The sequence below is a fragment of the Litchfieldella anticariensis FP35 = DSM 16096 genome (assembly GCF_000409775.1).
In the GTDB taxonomy this organism is placed as follows: Bacteria; Pseudomonadota; Gammaproteobacteria; order Pseudomonadales; family Halomonadaceae; genus Litchfieldella; species Litchfieldella anticariensis.
This window is the reverse complement of sequence record NZ_KE332391.1, coordinates 569422-590375: the sequence shown is the minus strand read 5'-3', so window position 1 is coordinate 590375 and position 20954 is coordinate 569422. Positions and strand designations below refer to the sequence as shown.

At 59.0% G+C, this 20954-nt stretch carries 16 protein-coding genes; 15 read left to right on the top strand and 1 reads right to left on the bottom strand.

Going from position 1 to position 20954, the window contains the following annotated elements:
* The first annotated feature begins 10 nt into the window (after positions 1–10).
* From rseP to tilS, 11 genes are all read left to right on the top strand, one after another.
* Positions 11–1366, top strand: coding sequence for a sigma E protease regulator RseP (gene rseP, locus L861_RS15100; protein WP_016417341.1), 1356 nt, complete (start codon positions 11–13; stop codon positions 1364–1366).
* Positions 1367–1525: 159 nt separating this feature from the next.
* Positions 1526–3868: an outer membrane protein assembly factor BamA gene (gene bamA, locus L861_RS15095; protein ID WP_016417340.1), complete on the top strand. Its 2343-nt coding sequence runs from the start codon at positions 1526–1528 to the stop codon at positions 3866–3868.
* 40 nt (positions 3869–3908) lie between these two features.
* Positions 3909–4412, top strand: a complete 504-nt coding sequence (locus L861_RS15090; RefSeq protein ID WP_016417339.1) for an OmpH/Skp family outer membrane protein — start codon at positions 3909–3911, stop codon at positions 4410–4412.
* Between the two features lie 53 nt (positions 4413–4465).
* Entirely contained in the window at positions 4466–5506 is a 1041-nt protein-coding gene (gene lpxD / locus L861_RS15085) for a UDP-3-O-(3-hydroxymyristoyl)glucosamine N-acyltransferase (RefSeq protein ID WP_016417338.1), read from the top strand.
* A gap of 114 nt (positions 5507–5620) precedes the next feature.
* Positions 5621–6064 (top strand): 3-hydroxyacyl-ACP dehydratase FabZ, encoded by a 444-nt coding sequence (gene fabZ / locus L861_RS15080; protein ID WP_021029209.1) that lies wholly within the window; start codon positions 5621–5623, stop codon positions 6062–6064.
* Positions 6061–6828, top strand: a complete 768-nt coding sequence (gene lpxA, locus L861_RS15075) for an acyl-ACP--UDP-N-acetylglucosamine O-acyltransferase (RefSeq protein ID WP_016417336.1) — start codon at positions 6061–6063, stop codon at positions 6826–6828. The genes fabZ and lpxA overlap by 4 nt, the downstream gene beginning before the upstream one ends.
* A 3-nt stretch (positions 6829–6831) precedes the next feature.
* Positions 6832–8019 carry a lipid-A-disaccharide synthase gene (lpxB, locus tag L861_RS15070; RefSeq protein ID WP_016417335.1) on the top strand — a complete coding sequence of 396 codons (1188 nt, stop codon included), beginning with the start codon at positions 6832–6834 and terminating at the stop codon, positions 8017–8019.
* A complete protein-coding gene (gene rnhB, locus L861_RS15065) occupies positions 8009–8617 on the top strand; it encodes a ribonuclease HII (protein WP_016417334.1) in 609 nt (202 codons plus the stop codon). Before lpxB ends, rnhB begins: the two co-directional genes overlap by 11 nt.
* Positions 8618–8653: 36 nt before the next feature.
* Positions 8654–12160 (top strand): DNA polymerase III subunit alpha, encoded by a 3507-nt coding sequence (dnaE, locus tag L861_RS15060; RefSeq protein ID WP_016417333.1) that lies wholly within the window; start codon positions 8654–8656, stop codon positions 12158–12160.
* Positions 12161–12289: 129 nt separating this feature from the next.
* Positions 12290–13243, top strand: coding sequence for an acetyl-CoA carboxylase carboxyl transferase subunit alpha (accA, locus tag L861_RS15055; protein WP_016417332.1), 954 nt, complete (start codon positions 12290–12292; stop codon positions 13241–13243).
* 59 nt (positions 13244–13302) lie between these two features.
* On the top strand, positions 13303–14643 hold the full coding sequence (tilS, locus tag L861_RS15050; protein WP_016417331.1) for a tRNA lysidine(34) synthetase TilS: 1341 nt from the start codon (positions 13303–13305) through the stop codon (positions 14641–14643).
* Here the strand turns inward: tilS and ppx are convergent.
* Entirely contained in the window at positions 14546–16093 is a 1548-nt protein-coding gene (ppx, locus tag L861_RS15045; protein WP_016417330.1) for an exopolyphosphatase, read from the bottom strand. The two genes, tilS and ppx, sit on opposite strands and share 98 nt — an antisense overlap.
* A gap of 456 nt (positions 16094–16549) precedes the next feature.
* Here ppx and rho point away from each other — a divergent pair, with 456 nt between their 5' ends.
* The 4 genes from rho (at position 16550) to folM (ending at position 20930) form a co-directional block, all read left to right on the top strand.
* On the top strand, positions 16550–17809 hold the full coding sequence (gene rho, locus L861_RS15040; RefSeq protein ID WP_016417329.1) for a transcription termination factor Rho: 1260 nt from the start codon (positions 16550–16552) through the stop codon (positions 17807–17809).
* 129 nt (positions 17810–17938) lie between these two features.
* The gene (ubiD, locus tag L861_RS15035; protein ID WP_027948113.1) at positions 17939–19444 is read left to right on the top strand and encodes a 4-hydroxy-3-polyprenylbenzoate decarboxylase; all 1506 of its coding nucleotides are present in this window, start codon (positions 17939–17941) and stop codon (positions 19442–19444) included.
* Positions 19441–20220: an NAD(P)H-flavin reductase gene (locus L861_RS15030; RefSeq protein ID WP_016417327.1), complete on the top strand. Its 780-nt coding sequence runs from the start codon at positions 19441–19443 to the stop codon at positions 20218–20220. Before ubiD ends, L861_RS15030 begins: the two co-directional genes overlap by 4 nt.
* The gene (folM, locus tag L861_RS15025; protein ID WP_016417326.1) at positions 20217–20930 is read left to right on the top strand and encodes a dihydromonapterin reductase; all 714 of its coding nucleotides are present in this window, start codon (positions 20217–20219) and stop codon (positions 20928–20930) included. The genes L861_RS15030 and folM overlap by 4 nt, the downstream gene beginning before the upstream one ends.
* The last annotated feature ends 24 nt before the right edge of the window (positions 20931–20954 follow it).

Below are 20954 nucleotides of genomic sequence, written 5' to 3'. Positions count from 1 at the left end.
GAGATTGAACATGGGCGTGATCCAGAACGTATTGGCGGTGATTGTGGTATTGGGACTGTTGATCACCTTCCACGAGTACGGCCACTTTTGGGTCGCCAGGCGTTGCGGCGTCAAAGTGCTGCGTTTTTCGGTAGGTTTTGGCAAGCCGATCTGGTCGCGCGTCGACCGCCATGGAACTGAATTTGCCATAGCCGCCATTCCCTTGGGCGGTTATGTCAAGATGCTTGACGAACGCGAAGCGCCGGTAGCTCCCGAAGAGTTGGGCCAGGCCTTCAACCGCAAGAATGCATGGCAACGGATCGCCATCGTCGTGGCTGGTCCTTTAGCCAACTTCCTGCTGGCCATTGTCGCCTATTGGTTGCTGTTCGTCGTTGGTATTACTACCGTTGCTCCGGTGGTTGGCAGCGTGACCCCAGAGTCGCCAGCCGACAAGGGGGGGCTTCAGCCGGGACAGGAAATCGTTGCCGTGCAAGGTGAGACGGTCCATTCGTGGGACGATATCAATCTCAAACTGGTGGCCGCCATCGGTGCCAGTGGTGAATTACGTGTGAGTGCCCGTAACGAAGGAGCGAGCGAAGCACGAGAATATCGTTTGCCGGTGGATGGCTGGCTGGTACATCAGGATCCACCACAGCCGTTGCCCAGTCTGGGGGTAACGCCCTGGCGTCCTCCTTACCCGGCAGTGATCGGCCAGGTGATCGATGGTGAAGCGGCAGCTCAGGCTGGTCTCCAGGCCGGCGATGAGGTGTTGTCGGTGAATGGCAAACCCATCGAGAACTGGATGCAATTCGTCGAATTGGTGCGAGCCAATCCTAGGGAAACGTTGTCACTGGAGGTGACGCGTGACGGGAAACGTTTAACGGTCGACCTCACCCCTAGGCGTAATGAAATCGACGAAGGGGTCACCGTTGGCTATATCGGAGCGGGAGCCGAGCCGGTGGAGTGGCCGGAGGAGTATCGCCGCGAGATACGCTATGGTCCATTGGCTGCCATTGGCCAGTCACTGTCGCGGACCGGTGAAATGTCAGTATTGACACTGGACGCCATTCGCAAGATGTTCGTTGGCCTGATTTCACCGTCGAATTTATCAGGACCGATCACCATTGCCCGAGTGGCCGGCGAATCGGCGCGGACCGGTGTGGAGAGCTTCATCGGTTTCCTAGCCTACCTGTCGATCAGTCTGGGCATTCTCAACTTGCTACCGATCCCGGTGCTGGATGGGGGGCACCTGGTTTACTACTTGATCGAGGTAGTGCGCGGCAAGCCAGTGTCCGAGCGGGCCCAGGCTGTCGGGTTGCGTATCGGTTTGGCCTTGGTTGGAGGTTTGATGGTGATGGCGCTGTATTTCGATTTGATGAGGTTGTAGCGACACATTGCGAGACCATTTCGGCTCGCCTTCAGGGGGGCAGGAAGCCCAGGGTTCGCATCAGCGGCCTTGTCATCCACCCGCCCAAATGTATAAGGTGCCTGTTTGACGCGCGGGGTGCTAACCCGCGGGCGGACCCAACTCGAGCGAATCGACTGCATGAAATTCAAGACCATCGGATTGGCGGCGCTGCTACTTGCCAGCGCTCAGGTCCAGCTAGCGCTGGCAGAACCCTTCAATGTTTCCGACATTCGAGTGGAAGGCCTGCAACGTGTTTCCGCAGCTTCCGTCTTCAATGCTTTCCCCGTCAGTACGAATGATCGTGTCGATGAGCGAGAGTTGGCACAGGCAGCCCGTGAACTATTCGGGACAGGCCTGTTCGATGATGTCCAGTTGGCTCGTGACGGCAACGTCCTGATCATCCAAGTCGTGGAACGTCCCTTCATTACCGATCTCAATATCACCGGTAATTCACAGATATCCGATGAAGATTTGCGCCAAGGGTTACGCGAGGCAGGATTGGCCGAGGGGCAGGTGCTGCAACTGTCGACTCTGGAAGAAATCCAGCGCGAACTCGAAGGCGTCTATCAAGGACAGGGGCGCTACAGCGCCAGCATCGATGCCGAAGTCGAGGAGATCGACGACAGCCGGGTCCGGGTCAACATCGAGATCAACGAAGGTGCGGTGGCCAAGATTCGCCAGATCAATATCGTCGGCAACCAAGCGTTCGATGACGAGACCTTGCGCGATATTTTCGAACTCGAGGATCAGCCGGGCTGGCTCTTCGGCTGGTTCTCGAGTGACGAATATTCTCGCGAAGCTCTGTCGGGTGACTTGGAACGGTTACGATCCTACTATCTCGATCGTGGCTACGTGAACTTCAACATCGCGTCGACTCAAGTCTCAATCAGTCCCGACAAGTCACAGATATTCGTCACCATCAATGTCGAGGAAGGTCAGCAGTATCGCTTGGGCGATATTCACTTCGCGGGCGACTTGAAAATCCCGGAGTCAGAGGCTCGTTCACTGGTCCAGGCCCAACCCGGCGAGATTTTCTCTCAAAGCGACATCACCGCTTCTTCGGAAGCTCTGCGCTCTCGTCTTGGTGCCGACGGATTCGCCTTTGCCAGCGTTGATGGGGTTCCCGAGGTGAATGACGATGGCGACAGCGTGGATGTCACCTTCATGGTCGACCCGGGGCGGCGTGCTTACGTCCGGCGTATCAACTTTGTCGGCAATACCACTACCCAAGATGAGGTCCTGCGTCGTGAAATGATCCAGATGGAAGGCGCGCCAGCCTCCACCGAGCAGATCAGCCAATCGCGCCAGCGCCTCGAGAGACTGGGTTTCTTCCGCCAGGTCGATGTGGAAACCCAGCCGGTACCCGGTGAGCCTGACCTGCTCGACGTCACTTACAACGTCGAGGAGCAGCCTTCCGGCTCGATATCGGCGAGTATTGGCTTCTCGCAGAGCGCTGGGGTCATCTACGGTGCATCTTTGGCACAGAACAACTTCCTGGGCACTGGCAATCGTGTCAACATCGGCGCCCAGCGCAGCGACACCTTTACCAATCTGAATTTCGGCTTCACCGACCCCTACTGGACATTGGATGGGATCTCGCGCGGTTATAACCTTTTCTACCGCGAGACCGATTACGAAGACTCCGATATTTCCACCTACTCCACCGATGCCTACGGTGGTGGAATCAATTTCGGATATCCAGTCAACGAACTTTCACGGCTTAACTTCGGGGTCGGCGTTGAAGACCTGTCGATCAAGACTTACAACGATACCGCTTCCGAGATCATGCGTTATGTGGAAGACCAGGGGGCTGATGCCCAGAGTCTCAAGCTGACCGCGAGTTGGACACGCAACAATCTCAACCGCGGCATCATGCCCACGGCAGGCAACTATCAGCGGCTATCGCTGGAAACTGCTGTGCCAGGTAGTGATGCCGAATACTACAAGTTGCGTTTCAAGGCTCAGCAGCTCTTTGCCCTCAACGACGCCTGGTCACTGAAGTTCGGTACCACGTTGGGCTATGCTGATACCTTGGGAGGGGGGGAGCCCTACCCCTTCTACGAGAATTTCTTCTCCGGTGGCCTGGGCTCGGTACGCGGCTTTACCGCCAACACTCTGGGGCCACGCACGACATCGCGTGGTGACGGTAACAACCGTACCTTGGGCGGCAATGTCCTGGTGGAAGGTTCCGCCGAGTTGCTCTTCCCTGTGCCATTCGTGGCAGATCAGCGCTCTTTGCAGGCCGGGCTATTCCTGGATGCTGGCAATACCTTCCTGACCGACTGCTACGAAGTATTGGAAGGCGATACTTCTCTCTGTGAGTCGGGTGTCGACCTGGGAGAACTACGTTACAGTGCGGGGGTCGGCTTGTCCTGGTTGACGCCCATAGGCCCACTGACATTCAGTGTGGCGGAGCCGCTTAACGATAAGGAAGGTGACGACACCCAGTTCTTCCAGTTCTCTCTGGGACAAACTTTCTGATGTGCCCTTTGCGGTAATGGATCACGAGGAGATCGAGCATATGCGTAAATTGACCGGAGCTCTGTGCCTCGGCTTGCTGGGAGCTTTTGCGTTGCCGGCACAAGCGGCAGACGTGGCGGTGCTGGACTGGCGTGAAGCCTTGCTGGCTACTGATTCGGCACAGAGTTCCATGAACCAACTGAGGAACCAGGTTAGTGGTCAGCAACAGCAGGCCCAGGCCTTGGGACAGGAGTTGCAGCAATTGCAGCAGCGCCTGCAGCAAGACAGCGCGGTAATGTCGGAAAGTGAGCGCCAATCCGCTCAGCAAGAACTGCAGCAGAAGGGGGCTCAGTTTCAGCAACTGCGTGGCCAGATCGCCCAAGCGCAACAACAGGCCGAACAACAGTTTCTCCAACAGGCCCAGCCCAAGCTGGAACAGGCTGTGCAACAGGTCGTCGACCGTCATGACGTCCAGGTTCTGGTGGATCGCAATGCGGTGATTCATGTGGAAGAGGGCCTTGACCTGACCAATGAAGTCACTGAGATTCTCAATTCGCTCGAGTAACCTGACCGAGTGAACAGGTAGTGACCAAGACCACACCGATCAGTAGAACGCTCATGAACAATGCTCAAGACCACGCCTTCACGCTGGACGAGATCGCCCGACGACTGGGGGCGCGGCTGGTCGGTGATGGCACTCGGCGAGTCAGCGGCCTAGCGACACTGAGTGACGCCGGTCCCGAGGACATCACGTTCCTGGCCAATCGGGCCTATCTCAAATTCTTGCCTGATACGCGCGCCGCCGCCGTTCTTCTGCATCCCAGTCATGCCGATGATTGCCCCACGGCCTGTCTGACAATGGACAACCCCTACCTTGGTTATGCCGAACTTTCTGCCCTGTTCGATCCGTTGACGGCTCGGGATGCCCCGGGTATCCACCCAACGGCGGTTGTGTCCGCGAGCGCAAGTTTGGGGAAAGGCGTGCAGGTCGGCCCTCACGCTGTGATCGAAGACGGTGCCCGGTTGGGTGATCGGGTCATCGTCGGGCCTGGGTGTGTGGTAGGTACCGACTCGGTGATAGGAGAGGGGTCACGGCTGCATGCCAATGTCACTGTCTGCCATGGCGTAGTGATCGGCAAGCGTGCCATTCTGCACAGCAGTTGCGTGATTGGCGGCGATGGTTTCGGCTTCGCACATGATGGTAGCCGCTGGCACAAGATTGCCCAGCTTGGGGGCGTGGTCCTTGGCGATGACGTCGAGGTCGGTAGTTGCTCAAGCATCGATCGAGGGGCATTGGGTGATACGGTCATCGGTGACGATGTCAAGATCGATAGCCAGGTACAGATCGCTCACAATGTGCAGATCGGCGATCACAGTGCGTTAGCCGGTTGCGTGGGCATTGCTGGCTCGACCAAGGTTGGCAGGAATTGCATGCTGGGGGGCGGAGTCGGTCTGTCCGGACACCTCACCTTGTGCGACGGTGTGCAGGTAACTGGCATGAGCCTGGTTACCAACTCGATTCACAAGCCAGGGGTTTATTCCTCTGGTACCGGTGCCATGAGCAATGCTCTGTGGCGCAAGAACGCGGTGCGCTTCAAGCAACTCGACGACATCGTCAAGCGACTGACACGTCTCGAGAAGAAACAACGCAACCGTTAGTGGTGTGGGAAGAGGGCCATGAGTCGTGCCCACCCCAGCCAGGAAGGCGGCGGATACCCGCCATTGCGTGCTCACCCATAAGGTGAGCATTTCGTCATTTCAGAGGTCGCATCGATGGTAATGGACATCAACGAGATTCGTGAGTATCTGCCACACCGCTATCCTTTTCTGCTGATTGATCGGGTGAAAGAACTCAAAGTGGGCGAATCCATCATCGCCTACAAGAATGTCAGCATCAACGAGCCGTTTTTCAATGGCCACTTCCCGCATCATCCGATCATGCCGGGTGTCCTGATCATCGAGGCCATGGCCCAGGCTTGCGGCATCCTCGGTTTCAAGACCGTCAACAAGCTTCCTGCGGACGGCTATGTCTACTATTTAGTGGGCAGTGACAATGCCCGTTTCAAACGCCCAGTGATGCCGGGTGACCAGTTGTTGCTGGAAGCCAGGGTCGTGCGCGGCAAGCGCGGTATCTGGAAGTTCGCCTGTCGTGCCACGGTGGAAGGCGAACTGGCCTGTGAAGCCGATATCATCTGTGCTGAGAGGAAGGTCGCTTGATACATCCCACTGCCATCGTAGACCCCGGGGCCCACCTGGCTGAGGACGTCGAGGTCGGCCCGTTCAGCATCATCGGGCCACACGTGGAGATCGGAGCTGGAAGCCGGATTGGCCCGCATGTGGTAATCAAGGGTCCCACTCGCCTTGGCGAGCGAAACCGTATCTTCCAGTTCGCCTCGGTGGGCGAGGATTGTCAGGACAAGAAGTACGGCGGCGAGCCTACCCTGCTCGTGATGGGTGACGATAATGTCATCCGCGAGGGTGTGACTTTGCATCGCGGAACCGTTCAAGGCCGTAACGAGACCACCATCGGTAGTCGTAATCTGTTCATGGCCTATGCGCATGTCGGCCATGATTGCGTGATCGGGAACGACTGCATTCTGGCCAATCAGGTGACGTTGGCCGGTCATGTCACTCTGGGTAACTTCGCCATTCTTGGCGGGCTTTCGGCCATTCACCAGTTTTGCCATTTCGGTGCCCATGCCATGGCGGGTGGGGGATCGATCATCACCAAGGACACTCCAGCCTATGCGATGATCAACGGCAATCCGGCCCAGGCGCACGGGTTGAATCTGGTAGGGCTCAAACGTCGCGGTTTCTCCAGCGAGGCGATCAAGGCACTGAGTGAGGCCTACAAGTTGGTCTATCGCCAGGGGCTGACTATCGAACAGGCATTGACTACGATCGAGTCACGCTTTCAGTTCCCCGAGACCGACACCTTCGTCGCCTCGATCCGGGCTTCCACCCGCGGCATCGTACGCTAAGCCATGACTGTGCGGGTCTATTTGGTAGCTGGTGAACTCTCTGGCGATATCCTGGGCGCGGGGCTGATGCGCGCGCTCAAGGCGCGCTTCGCCGACGTCGAGTTTCGCGGTATCGGTGGGCCACGTATGATTGCCGAGGGTATGGTCAGTCGCTATCCACTGGAAATGCTGTCGGTGATGGGGCTGGTCGAGGTGATCAAGCACCTGCCGGAACTGATTCGGGTACGTCGTGATTTGAGGCGCGACGCTTTGGCCTGGCGTCCCGACATCATGCTTGGTATCGATGCGCCGGACTTCAATCTTGGACTCGAACGCCAACTTCGCGAGGGTGGGATCACCACGGCTCATTATGTCAGTCCTTCGGTCTGGGCTTGGCGGCAAGGTCGCGTCAAGGGAATTGCCCGCTCGGTGGATGCTATGCTGACCTTCCTGCCCTTCGAGGCCGAGTTCTACCGTCGCCACCGAGTGCCGGTAGCCTTCGTCGGCCATCCACTGGCTGATGAGCTGCCGCTGGTCAATGACCGTGAAGCGGTACGCAAGGATCTGGGCTTGGCATCCGATGCACTGATTTTAGCTGTGTTGCCCGGGTCGCGTGCCAACGAGATTCGCTTTCTCGGTAGCACATTTCTCGAGGCGGCCGAGCGGTTGTGTCATCGGATTCCACGGCTGCACGTGGTGCTTCCGGCAGCGACCGCGCAGCGATTCACGGAGCTAGAAAGGCTATTGGTCGAATACCCAGTGCTCCGCAAGCGCATGACCCTGCTCGACGGCCTTTCTCGTGAGGCCATGGTTGCCAGTGATGTCGTCTTGTTGGCCTCGGGAACGGCGGCTCTCGAGGCGATGTTGTGCCATCGTTCCATGCTGGTCGCCTACAAGATGGCGCCGGCAACGCATTGGTTGGCCAAACGCCTGGTCAAGACCGATTGGATATCGCTACCCAACCTGATCGCACGTGAATCGCTGGTACCTGAGCTGATTCAAGAGGCGGCCAATGCTGCCGCCATCTCTGAACGCCTCGAAGCCATATTCAACGATGCGAAGGGGCGCCAGGTACTGGAACGACGCTTCGCCTGGATGCATGAAACTCTGCAGCGTGGAGCCAGTGCTCGTGCTGCAGAGGCCGTTGAAGCCCTGATCGAGGGACGCGAATTGCCGCAAAGCGTGGCTCCGGAGATCGCCGATGCCAGTTGAATACCCCGAGCTGGTCATCAAGTATGACGGCACGTTGTTAGCTGGTGTCGATGAGGTGGGACGAGGTCCTCTCATCGGGGCGGTGGTGGCTGCAGCGGTGATTCTCGACCCCGCTCGCCCCGTAGATGGGCTCGGTGATTCCAAGATGCTCACCTCCGCACGACGCGAGCACCTGGCGGAAGAGATTCGCGACAAGGCCCTGGCCTTTGCCGTCGCTGAAGCTTCGGCACTAGAGATCGACGAGCTCAATATTTATCATGCAACACACCTTGCCATGCGCCGGGCCATCGATGCACTGAAACCGAGTGCTGAATACCTGCTGGTAGACGGCAATCGTTTGCCTGGGCATCATGTTCCCGGTCAGGCGGTGGTCAAGGGTGACGCTCGCCACCCGGCCATCGGTGCCGCCTCGATCCTGGCCAAGGTGGCCCGTGACGCGCAGATGCTGACGCTGCACGAACGCTTCCCCGACTACGGGTTCGCGCGACACAAGGGCTATCCAACGCCGGAACATCTGGCGGCACTCGAACGTCTGGGACCGCTATCGGAGCACCGTCGTACCTTTGCTCCGGTCAAGCGACAACTCGAACTGTTCTGATCTTCGTCTTATTGCACACGAGCCCATGGCCAAGCTATGACCACGATACCCCCCTTCGTTCATTTGCGCGTGCACAGTGAATTCTCCCTCGTCGATGGCCTGGTGCGCCTCAAGCCCTTGGTCAAGTCGACGGTCGAGATGGGTATGCCGGCGATCTCGGTGACCGATGAAGCCAACCTGTTCGGTCTGGTCAAGCTTTACAAGACGGCCCAAGGCGAGGGACTCAAGCCGGTTATCGGCGCCGACCTGTGGCTCGCCAATCCGCACGACGAGAATCATCCCTATCGACTCACCTTGTTGGCGATGAATGCCGAAGGCTATCGCAACCTCACTGAGCTGATCTCACGTGGGTGGAGCGAAGGGCAGCGTCAGGGTGTGGCGATTCTCGACAAGCAATGGGTCTTCGCCCAGAGTGGCGGGCTAATTGCGCTATCCGGTGCTCGAGAAGGGGAGATCGGCCGCTTCCTGTTGTCCGATCATGGCCACGAGGCCCGGGAGTTGCTGGCCGAATGGCAGCACTATTTCCCGGGACGTTTCTATCTGGAGCTCACTCGTACTGGGCGTCAATACGAGGAGGAGTGTGTTCACTTGTCGGTGGACTTGGCACTGGAAACCGGCACACCGGTCGTGGCCACCAACGATGTGCGCTTTCTGACCCGCGAGGATTTCTGGGCTCATGAGACTCGAGTCTCCATTGGGGAGGGCAAGGCGCTCGACGACCCTCGGCGCGAGCGTCGTTACAGTGAGGAACAGTACCTCAAGAGCCCTGCGGAGATGGCTGAGCTGTTCGCCGACATTCCCGAAGCGCTCGAGAACAGCGTGATGATCGCCGCGCGTTGCAATGTCGACGTGCGCTTGGGCGAGATATTCCTGCCGGAGTTCGAGATCCCCGAGGGCATGACCCAGGATGAGTTCTTCCGCAAGGTCTCCCACGACGGCCTCACCGAGCGCCTCGACTTTCTCTACCCCGCCGAGAAGTACCCGCGCGACGGCACTGAGTTCGCCGAGATCGACAAGCGCTACCGCGAGCGCCTCGACTTCGAGCTCGACATCATCATCCAGATGGGCTTCCCCGGCTACTTCCTGATCGTGATGGACTTCATCCAGTGGGCCAAGGATAACGACGTCCCGGTGGGGCCGGGGCGCGGCTCCGGTGCTGGCTCGCTGGTGGCCTACGCGCAGAAGATTACCGATCTCGATCCGCTGGAATACGACCTGCTGTTCGAGCGCTTCCTCAATCCCGAGCGGGTCTCGATGCCCGACTTCGACGTCGACTTCTGCATGGAGAAGCGCGACCGGGTGATCGAGTACGTGGCCGACCGCTACGGACGCAACGCGGTGTCGCAGATCGTCACCTTCGGCACCATGGCGGCCAAGGCGGTGGTGCGCGACGTGGCTCGCGCCCAGGGCAAGCCCTATTCGCTCGGCGACAAGCTCTCCAAGCTGATCCCCTTCGAGGTGGGCATGACCCTGGCCAAGGCCATCGAAGCGGAACCGGCCCTCAAGGAGTTCATCGAGAACGACGAGGAGGCCGCCGAGATCTGGGAAATGGCGGTCAAGCTCGAGGGCATCACCCGCGGCACCGGCAAGCACGCCGGCGGCGTGGTGATCGCGCCGACCAAGTTGACCGACTTCTCGCCGCTGCTGTGCGACGAGGAGGGCAACGGACTGGTCGTGCAGTTCGACAAGAACGACATCGAGGAGGCCGGGCTGGTCAAGTTCGACTTTCTCGGTCTGCGCACCCTGACCATTATCGACTGGGCGCTGGAGATGGTCGACAAGGTGCGCGCGGTCAAGGGCGAGGGGCCGCTCAATATCGACAGCATCCCGCTCGACGACGGGCCCACCTTCGAGATGCTCAAGCGCGCCGAGACCACGGCGGTGTTCCAGCTCGAATCGCGCGGCATGAAGGAACTGATAAAGCGACTGCTGCCCGACTCGCTGGAGGACATGATCGCCCTCGTTGCGCTGTTCCGCCCGGGGCCGCTTCAGTCGGGCATGGTCGACGACTTCATCAACCGCAAGCACGGCCGCGCCGAGATATCCTACCCGCACCCGGACTACCAGCACGAGTGGCTCAAGCCCGTGCTCGAACCCACCTACGGCATCATCCTCTACCAGGAGCAGGTGATGCAGATCGCCCAGGTGCTGGCGGGCTACAGTCTGGGCCAGGCCGACATGCTGCGCCGCGCCATGGGTAAGAAGAAGCCCGAGGAAATGGCCAAGCAGCGTGCTGGCTTCATGGAGGGCTGCGCAGCCAACGGCATTGACAAGGAGTTGGCCGGTAACATTTTCGATCTGGTAGAGAAGTTCGCCGGTTACGGCTTCAACAAGTCGCACTCGGCAGCTTACGGCCTGGTTTCCTACCAGACCGCCTGGCTCAAGACTCATTATCCCGGCCCGTTCATGGCCGCGGTGCTGTCCACCGAGATGGACAACCTCGACAAGGTAGTACCGCTGATCGAGGAGTGTCGCAATCTGGGACTGACGGTTACTCCGCCGGACGTCAACGTTGGTGGTTACAAGTTCACCGTCGACGATCAGGGGCGCGTTGTCTACGGTCTTGGCGCCATTCGCGGTGTCGGCGAGGGGCCAATCGGTGCTATCGTCGAAGCCCGTGAGACGGAGGGTCCATTCAAGGATCTATTCGATTTTTGTCGTCGTGTCGATCCCAAGCGGCTGAACAAGCGCACCTTGGAAGCGTTGATTCGCTCCGGGGCGCTGGACAACCTGGGGCCATCACGGGCGGTCCTCAATGCAGCGCTCGATGCTGCACTCAAGGCTGCAGCTCAGAACTTGACCAACCAGAGCCTGGGCATGGTCGACATGTTCGGGGAAGCCTTCGCCGACGAGGACGAAGGGGATGCCTACGTTGATTATCGCGGGGTGCGCGACTGGAGCGACAAGGAACGCCTGGCCGGTGAGAAGGAAACCCTGGGACTCTATCTCACGGGTCATCCCATCGACGAGTACGAACATGAGCTCAAGCGCTTCGTTTCCACGCGGATTGCCGATCTGCGTCCAGCACGTGAGTCTCAACGAGTTGCCGGCCTGGTCGTGGGGCTGCGTACCATGAAGTCCAAACGTGGCGATACCATGGCGTTCGTCACTCTTGACGATCGTACCGGGCGTATCGAGGCGTCATTGTTCGGTGAGTTGTTCGAACAACTCCGAGGGCGCCTGGATACCGAGCAGGTCCTGATCGTTGAGGGTGAGGTTTCCAGTGACGACTATTCCGGTGGCTTGCGGCTGCGTGGCAAGGAAATCACCCTCATGGTCGACGCGCGAACCCGCTATGGCGAGGCGGTGGAACTCTCGGTGGATGGTGCCTTGACCAATGGCCGCTTGATCGACAACCTGCGCGATAGCCTGTCGCCACACTGCAATACCGCGGGTTTGCCGGTGCGCCTGGAATACCGCAATGCCGCGGCGCGTGGCTGGTTAGAGCTGGCCGAGGAGTGGCGTGTCTCGCCCTCCGATGAACTGTTGATCGCTCTGCGCGAGGTGGAGGGTCAGGACGGAGTACGTCTCAAGTACCGTTGAACATGAAAAGTCCATGACCGGGTGTGTCTTGCGCCATGCGGTCAAGCTGCGATAATGCCTAACACTTTTGCGACCTTTTCATGACAGCCGTGGCCTCAGGCTGCCCGACTTCCAATAAGCTGAAACTCTATGAACCCCAACTATCTTGATTTTGAACAGCCCATTGCCGAGCTGCAAGCGAAGATCGAGGAGCTGCGGCTGGTCGGCAACGACAGCAAGATCAATATCAATGACGAGATCGCCAAGCTCGAAGAAAAGAGCAAGAAGCTGACCGAACAGATCTTCCGCGACCTCACGGCTTGGCAGGTCTCGCAGCTCTCGCGACATCCCAAACGTCCCTATACCCTCGACTATCTCGAGCACATCTTCACCGATTTCGATGAAATGCACGGCGATCGCCACTTTGCCGACGACGCCGCCATCGTGGGTGGGGTGGCACGCCTTGACGACAAACCGGTGATGGTCATTGGTCATCAGAAGGGGCGAGACGTCAAGGAGAAGGTGCGCCGCAACTTCGGCATGCCGCGCCCGGAGGGGTACCGCAAGGCCTGCCGTCTGATGGAGATGGCTGAGCGCTTCAAGATGCCGGTGCTGACGTTTATCGATACCCCCGGTGCGTATCCGGGTATCGATGCCGAAGAGCGTGGTCAGAGCGAAGCCATTGCCTACAACCTGGCGGTGATGTCCCGGCTCAAGACACCGATCATTTCCACTGTGGTGGGTGAGGGTGGTTCCGGTGGAGCGCTGGCAATTGGCGTGTGCGATGAATTGCAGATGCTGCAATACTCCACTTACTCGGTCATTTCTCCCGAAGGTTGTGCGTCGATTCTGTGGAAGAGTGCCGAAAAGGCCTCCGACGCGGCCCATGCCATGGGCATCACTGCCGAGCGCCTCAAGGAACTGGGCTTCGTCGATACCTTGATCAAGGAGCCGCTTGGTGGCGCACACCGGCACCCGCTCTCTACCGCCGAGCGCGTCAAGGAAGCCTTGCTAAGCAGCCTCGAGCGATTGCAGGGGATGGGCACGGACTCCCTTCTCAGTAGGCGCTATGAGCGGTTGATGAGCTACGGTGCCCCTGCTTAACGGCCCTTTCTGTATTTGCCTGGTGTCGCGGAAGAAGCCCTCGAGCAGAGGGAAATGACATGTCACCTCAAGCGTTGATCGAGCACGCCTTGGCGGAAACTCCGCCGGGGCGTCCCGTCTGGATCGCCCTCTCGGGCGGGCTGGATTCCAGCCTACTGTTGACCCTTACTATCCGTGCCGCCCATGACCAAGCACGCCCTGTGTATGCCTTGCATGTGAACCATGGCCTACAGGCCTCGGCGGGCGAGTTCGAGCGCCATTGTCAGGTGCTGTGCTCACGGCTTGGGGTGCCGCTATTCATCGAACGTGTTGCAGTGGCGACAGGTCGTGGATTGGGCTGGGAAGGAGCTGCGCGTGAGGCACGCTATGCAGCCTTCGCCAAACGTGTGCCGGCTGGTGACGTGCTATGGTTGGCCCAGCACCGCAAGGACCAGGCCGAAACCTTTCTGCTGGCAGCCTTGCGCGGCAGTGGCATACGCGGCTTGGCGGCGATGCCTGGCGCACGGGTCTGGCAAGGACGCTATCTCGTGCGTCCTTGGCTCGATGTCCCGCGTGAAGAGCTGGAAACCGAGGCAGTTCGTCGTGGCTTGGTTTGGGTTGAGGATCCAAGTAACGTCGACGTCGGCCTGGATCGCAACTTCCTGCGCCATCAGGTATTGCCGCTGTTGGAAAGTCGTTGGCCAACTGCCGAAGCGTCATTGGCACAAACGGCAACTTGGGCCGGGGAGGCTGATGCACTGCTGGCGGAACTGGCGAGTCATGATCTGTCTCTGGCGGGGGGCGAGCCTGGCTGCCTGCCGCTCTCGTGTCTCGCTTCTCTGTCCCTACCACGCCAGCGGCTGCTGATCCGTCATTGCTGTGAACACTTGGAATTGACGATGCCGCCTGCCTCACGCTTGGCGACCCTGATCGGGCAACTGGAGGCTCGGCGCGATGCCAGGGTGCACGTGAATTGGATTGGAGGGGAGGCGCGAGTATGGCGGGGCCGGCTCTATCTACAAGTACCTACCGAGGATTTGCCGAACGATTGGCAACGGCAATGGGATGGCCGGACAGTGCTGCAAACCCCGGCCGGACAATTGGCCATGGTGCTGGAAAAGGAGTCGGGAGGGGATGCCAGTCTGATTTTGCGGCCACGCCGAGGTGGCGAGTGCCTGCATCTGCCGAGACGTGGGCGCCGTGACCTCAAGCGACTTCTGCAGGAGTATGGGGTACCACCCTGGCAACGTGCCCGTTTATTGGTGGTCTGGCATGGCGACCAGGTGGTCGCCGTGCTGGGAGAGGAGTTGCCCGGCGGAGGAATCACGAACGCAGGTTGGCGGTTGTTTCCAGCGAAGGCTCGATCGTCAATTGGAAACCGGCCGCACGTTGATACTCCGCCTCCTGCTCAAGATCATTGACGAGCAGCGTCTGGTCATTCAGTTCCTGGAGTTCCACACGTAGGTCATCACCTGTGACCTCCAGGCGAAAACCGCGTACCGACTTCTCGGGGCGTGAATGATTGAGAATCACCGCCAAGCGCAGTAGGCGTGCCAGCCTTCCCAGCGTCGGTTGGTTGGTCGTCATGTTTTCCAGTTCCTTGATGGGAAACTTGCGACGATGTGCTCGTACCAGAAAGGCCAGCGCTTGTTGTTCCGGCCGTGAGAAACCCGGCAGATCGGAATTTTCCAACAGATAAGCGCCATGGCGATGAAATTGACTGTGTGAGACGGCCAGACCGATTTCATGCAGTTGTGCTGCCCAGTCGAGGAACTGCCCCTGGTTGTCGTCGATTTGCCAGTCTTCCTGGACCTGTGCCAGGGCCTCTCTAGCGGTGGCGGCGACATTGTCAGCCTGGCGCCCATCGACACCGTAGCGTCGCCGCAGAGTGGTCAGCGTTTGCAGGCGCGAATCCTCGGCAGTATGACGACCGGCCAAGTCGTAGAGAACGCCCTCGCGCAAGGCACCGTCAGAGTAGCGCATGTGGTCGAGCTCGAAGGCTTCGAAGATGGCACACAGAATGGCAATGCCAGCAGGAAAAACCGTGGCTCGATCCTCCTTCAAGCCATCCATGACGACTCTATCGAGCCGTTTACACTTGATCAGGCGCTTACGTAAAGCCAGTAATCCTTGGCGTTTGATCATACCCTCTGGACTCTCATCGCTAGCAGCGAGTACTGCGGCTGCAGCCTTGATGGTGCCGCTGGAACCTACCGGGTCTACCCACCCCAACTCGCGGAAATGGCGGCGAATGTTGGCTAACTCTGAGAGCGCCGCGAGCTCGGCCTTGCGAAATCGTTTCTCAGTGATCTCACCATCGGCAAAAAATCGTCGGGTGTAGGCCACGCAGCCCATGTCCAGGCTTTCCAGTGCCAATGGCTCGAACTTCTCACCAATGATGAATTCGGTGGAGCCGCCTCCGATATCGACGATCAGCCGTCGGCCAAGCACATCGGCCAGGGCATGAGCGGCGCCCAGATAAATCAGGCGGGCCTCCTCGCGCCCCGCGATGATTTCTATACCATGGCCCAGCAGCGCTTCGGCACGTTCGATCAAGGTGCGGCTATTGGTAGCGGCACGCAGAGCATTGGTACCGACGATTCGTAGACTGGCCGGGGGGATGTCGCCAATGAAGGGAGCGAAGCGGGCCAGGCAGTCGAGGGCACGCTCCATGGCAGCTTCACTCAGCTGATCCTGGGCATCGAGCCCGGCGGCGAGTTGGACCTTCTCACCAAGTTTGGCGACGACCTGTAACTCGCCGTTATGGTAATTGGCGACCAGCAGGTGAAAACTGTTGGAGCCCAAGTCGATGGCAGCGAGACGGCGTGGTCCCTTGGCTAGCATCCTGCGCATGGCCGTATGACGGGTCATGGAGCGTTCCTTTGGTCTGGATAGGTCAAGGTTGCGTGCCCCTCGAAGGCTTGTCAATCGTCACAGGTGGAAGAAGAGGTGTAGCAGAAATACGCATAGGACTTGCGTTTGGTCCCGTGCTTGACTACCATCGAGACGTTCGCCTGTTCCGAATACTTTCCGACCGTTACACGGCGTCCCCGTCGCGGTCTAGTTTCCAAGCCGTCAGATAGCCCGCTGATTCCGTTTCGTGATCATGAGCATGGCGTCATAAGCTGCTCATCAGGCGACATGAACACTGCTCCCCTCGGTTTTGGTATCGCCCATAGCGTTTCCATGTGAAACGACCACCGGGCGAGCATAAGAGAGTGGATGCCTCCCGGGCTCTGAACGCACCACGCGGCGTACCATCACCGCCTCCTGTCTTTTTTCCGGCGCCTTGCCGCCACGCTGACACGAGCAATTTCTGAACCAACGATGAATCTTACCGAACTCAAGCAAAAGACCGTGCCGGAGCTTTTGGATATCGCCCGGGAAATGGGCATCGATAACCTGGCCCGGTCACGCAAGCAGGACATCATCTTCGCCATCCTCAAGAAGCATGCCAAGAGTGGCGAAGACATCTATGGCGATGGTGTGCTGGAGATCCTCCAGGATGGCTTCGGCTTTTTGCGAAGCGCCGACAGTTCCTACCTCGCCGGTCCTGATGACATCTATGTCTCGCCATCGCAGATTCGGCGCTTCAACCTACGCAAAGGCGACTCCATTTCCGGCAAGATTCGTCCACCCAAGGAAGGTGAGCGTTATTTTGCATTGTTGAAGGTCAGCCAGATCAACTTCGACAAGCCGGAGAATGCCAAGCACAAGATTCTCTTCGAGAATCTCACGCCGCTGTTCCCCCAGGAGCGTTTGGTGATGGAGATCGGCAGTGGTTCCACAGAGGACATCACGGCGCGGATCATCGACCTCACCGCCCCCATTGGCAAGGGACAGCGTGGCCTGATCGTTTCACCGCCCAAGGCGGGCAAAACCTTGATGTTGCAGAACATCGCCACCTCGATCACCCGCAACAATCCCGAGTGCCATCTGATCGTGTTATTGATCGATGAGCGCCCGGAGGAAGTGACCGAGATGTCGCGTACGGTGCGCGGCGAAGTGGTCGCTTCGACCTTCGACGAGCCGCCGGCGCGCCACGTCCAGGTTGCCGAAATGGTCATCGAGAAGGCCAAACGCTTGGTCGAGCACAAGAAAGACGTTGTCATCCTGCTCGATTCCATCACCCGCCTGGCGCGTGCTTACAACACCGTGGTGCCGTCCTCGGGTAAGGTGCTCACTGGTGGGGTCGATGCCCATGCCTTGGAGAAGCCCAAGCGTTTCTTCGGGGCGGCGCGCAACATCGAGGAAGGCGGTAGCCTGACCATCATTGCCACCGCCCTGGTCGATACCGGCTCCAAGATGGACGAAGTTATCTTCGAGGAGTTCAAGGGCACCGGCAATATGGAGGCCCACCTCGATCGCAAGCTGGCTGAGCGCCGCGTCTACCCGGCGATCAACATCCGTCGCTCCGGCACTCGCCGCGAGGACCTGATCGCCTCCGAGGAAGAGATGCAACGGATGTGGATCCTGCGCAAGTTGCTCAACCCGATGGACGATACTGCGGCCACCGAATTCCTGATCGACCGCCTCAAGGATACGAAGACCAATCTCGAGTTTTTCGAGGCCATGAAGAGGAGATAAGAGGATTCGCTTTGTCTTCGCATCGCTCATTACGCTCCTGACCGATGTAGGCGGCGGAGATTGGACGGAAAACCGAAGGGGTGGATGCTATTCTGCCCCTTTCGTCGTTCGGGGAACGGGAAACTGGATGTGAAGTATAAGGACTTGCGCGAATTCATCGCCGCTCTGGAGGAGATGGGCGAGCTTCAGCGGGTCACCGCCGAGGTCGATCCTTACCTGGAAATTACCGAGATCTGCGACCGCACCTTGCGTGCAGGCGGTCCGGCGCTGTTGTTCGAAAACGTCAAGGGCCATGACATACCGCTACTCGGCAACCTTTTCGGCACGCCTAAGAGAGTGGCGCTGGGTATGGGGCAAGATTCGGTGGCGGCGCTGCGCGAGGTGGGCAAACTCCTAGCCTTCCTCAAGGAGCCCGATCCACCCAAGGGCTTTCGTGACGCCTGGGACAAGTTACCGATCTTCAAGCAGGTAATGAGTATGGGGCCCAAGACGCTGCGTTCCGCGCCAGTACAGGAGGTAGTGTTGGAAGGCGACGCGGTCGATCTCGACAAGCTGCCGATCCAGCACTGCTGGCCTGGCGATGTGGCTCCGTTGGTGACTTGGGCGTTGGTGGTGACCAAGGGGCCACACAAAACGCGTCAGAATCTGGGTATCTACCGCCAGCAGAAGCTTGGCAAGAACCGATTGGTCATGCGTTGGCTATCGCATCGCGGCGGGGCGTTGGACTTTCAAGAGTTCCAGAAGAAGAACCCTGGCGAGCCTTTCCCTGTGGCGGTGGCACTCGGTGCCGACCCGGCAACCATTCTCGGTGCCGTGACCCCAGTGCCGGATTCGCTTTCCGAATACGCATTTGCCGGATTGTTACGCGGTTCGCGTACCGAACTGGTTAAGTGCGGCCATGCCGATCTGGAGGTGCCGGCCTCGAGCGAGATCATCCTCGAGGGCTTCATCTATCCCGACGATACTGCTCCCGAGGGCCCCTACGGCGATCATACCGGTTACTACAACGAGGTCGAGACCTTCCCGGTATTCACAGTGGAGCGGATCACCCATCGTCGCGATCCTATCTATCACTCGACCTACACCGGCCGTCCTCCTGACGAGCCGGCGGTGTTGGGGTTGGCACTCAACGAAGTGTTCGTGCCCATTCTGCAGAAGCAATTTCCCGAGATCGTCGATTTCTACCTGCCGCCGGAAGGATGCTCCTACCGCATGGCGGTAGTGACCATGCGGAAGCAATACCCTGGGCATGCCAAGCGCGTGATGATGGGAGTGTGGAGTTTCCTGCGTCAGTTCATGTACACCAAGTTCGTGGTGGTACTCGACGACGACGTCGATGCTCGTGACTGGCAGGACGTGATCTGGGCCATCACCACGCGCATGGATCCGGCCCGTGATACGGTAATGGTAGAAAATACTCCGATCGATTACCTGGACTTCGCTTCACCGGTGGCTGGGTTGGGGTCGAAGATGGGTCTGGATGCGACCAGCAAGTGGCCTGGAGAGACCGATCGCGAATGGGGCACACCCATCGTGATGGATGAAACGATCAAGGCGCGTGTAGAGGCTCGCTGGGACGAGCTGGATATCACGCTGCCCGGGGATAGCCCCGCCAATCACAAGAGGACACCATGACGGCCAGGACCCTGACCTGCCAAGTCACGGTGGTGGAAGATCTCACCCCGGACGTCTTTCGCGTACATCTGGAGGGCCGTGCCGAGGCCATGGAGCATGCCCCTGGTCAGTACCTCGAACTCAGGCTCAATGATGAGACTTGGGTGCCGTTTTCCATTGCCAATGCCCATCTCGGCGATGGCATGCTCGAGTTGCACATCCAGCATTGGCCGGAGCGCGCCAATTCAGCGCTTCTGCGTGAACTGATGCAGCACGCTGCCCAACTCACCGTGCGTCTACCGGAAGGCGAGTGCGTGCTCGATGACACCAGTCGCCGCCCCTTGACTCTGATCGCTGCCGGTACCGGCTTCGCTCAGATGAAGGCGATTGTCGAGGCGGCCCTGAGGCAGGACGCTTCACGGCCCATCGACCTGTGGTGGGCGGTGCGTGAGCGCCGTGATCTCTATCTGGAAAGCCTGGCGCGGCAATGGGCGCTCGAACACCCTCATTTTCATTTTCACGGCGTGATCGAGTCACCCCTTGAAGAAAACTTCGCCGACACCCGGGTGACCGCTCATCTGGGACGGATCGATCGGGCGCTGGCGCGGGATCTTGGCGATATTCACGGTCATGACGTATATGTCTCGGGTTCTCCGGGGATGGTCTATGCCTGTGTGGATGTATTGGCATCGCTTGGGCTCGAGCCGTCGCGGGTATTCTCGGACGTATTTGCCTATGCACCGCGCATCCCCATAGTGCCCACTGTAGGGAGCCTGAAACAGGGGACCGGCTCATGAGCGCGTCTCCAATCCTGATTACTGGCGGCGCCCAGCGCTTGGGACGCCATTGCGCCGAACGCTTGCTCGACGATGGCCATCCGGTGGTCATCAGCTATCGACGTGAGCGCGACGAGCTCGAGACGCTGCGTCGTCGAGGTGTGGTGACCCTACAAGCTGATTTCTCCACCGAAGCAGGAATTCTCGATTTCATCGCACGGCTCAAAGCGGAGACGAGCTCGCTGCGTGCCATTGTGCATAACGCCAGCGATTGGGCACCGGATAGCCTTGAACAGGATGCTGGTGCCAATTTCGAGCGGCTGTTCCGAGTGCACATGCAGGCTCCCTACCTGATCAACCTGCAATGCCGTGAGTTGCTAGAGGCTTGCCCCGAGCCCCAACGTGACATCGTTCACATGACCGATTTCGTGGTACGCAAGGGGTCGAAAAAGCACGCTGCCTATGCAGCAACCAAGGCAGGACTCGATAATTTGACACTGTCCTTCGCTGCCATGTATGCACCGAGCATCCAGGTCAATGCCATCGCTCCCGCATTGATCATGTTGGGAAAAGGGGACGATGCGGCCTATGCCGAAAAGGCCATGGCCAAATCAGCGATGGGAATGATTCCCGGCCCGGGGGTGATCTACCAGAGTCTGCGCTACTTGCTCGACAACCGTTATGTCACGGGGGTGATACTGCCAGTCGATGGCGGGCGTCACCTGCGTTAGAATGAAGTATCTTTAGTTTCAGTT

Coding starts and splice junctions, on each gene's coding strand:
- rho (WP_016417329.1), top strand. CDS start 16,550: ATGAATCTTACCGAACTCAAGCAAAAGACCGTGCCGGAGCTTTTGGAT.
- accA (WP_016417332.1), top strand. CDS start 12,290: ATGAACCCCAACTATCTTGATTTTGAACAGCCCATTGCCGAGCTGCAA.
- tilS (WP_016417331.1), top strand. CDS start 13,303: ATGTCACCTCAAGCGTTGATCGAGCACGCCTTGGCGGAAACTCCGCCG.
- dnaE (WP_016417333.1), top strand. CDS start 8,654: ATGACCACGATACCCCCCTTCGTTCATTTGCGCGTGCACAGTGAATTC.
- ppx (WP_016417330.1), bottom strand. CDS start 16,093: ATGACCCGTCATACGGCCATGCGCAGGATGCTAGCCAAGGGACCACGC.
- rnhB (WP_016417334.1), top strand. CDS start 8,009: ATGCCAGTTGAATACCCCGAGCTGGTCATCAAGTATGACGGCACGTTG.
- fabZ (WP_021029209.1), top strand. CDS start 5,621: ATGGTAATGGACATCAACGAGATTCGTGAGTATCTGCCACACCGCTAT.
- bamA (WP_016417340.1), top strand. CDS start 1,526: ATGAAATTCAAGACCATCGGATTGGCGGCGCTGCTACTTGCCAGCGCT.
- rseP (WP_016417341.1), top strand. CDS start 11: ATGGGCGTGATCCAGAACGTATTGGCGGTGATTGTGGTATTGGGACTG.
- L861_RS15030 (WP_016417327.1), top strand. CDS start 19,441: ATGACGGCCAGGACCCTGACCTGCCAAGTCACGGTGGTGGAAGATCTC.
- lpxD (WP_016417338.1), top strand. CDS start 4,466: ATGAACAATGCTCAAGACCACGCCTTCACGCTGGACGAGATCGCCCGA.
- L861_RS15090 (WP_016417339.1), top strand. CDS start 3,909: ATGCGTAAATTGACCGGAGCTCTGTGCCTCGGCTTGCTGGGAGCTTTT.
- lpxB (WP_016417335.1), top strand. CDS start 6,832: ATGACTGTGCGGGTCTATTTGGTAGCTGGTGAACTCTCTGGCGATATC.
- folM (WP_016417326.1), top strand. CDS start 20,217: ATGAGCGCGTCTCCAATCCTGATTACTGGCGGCGCCCAGCGCTTGGGA.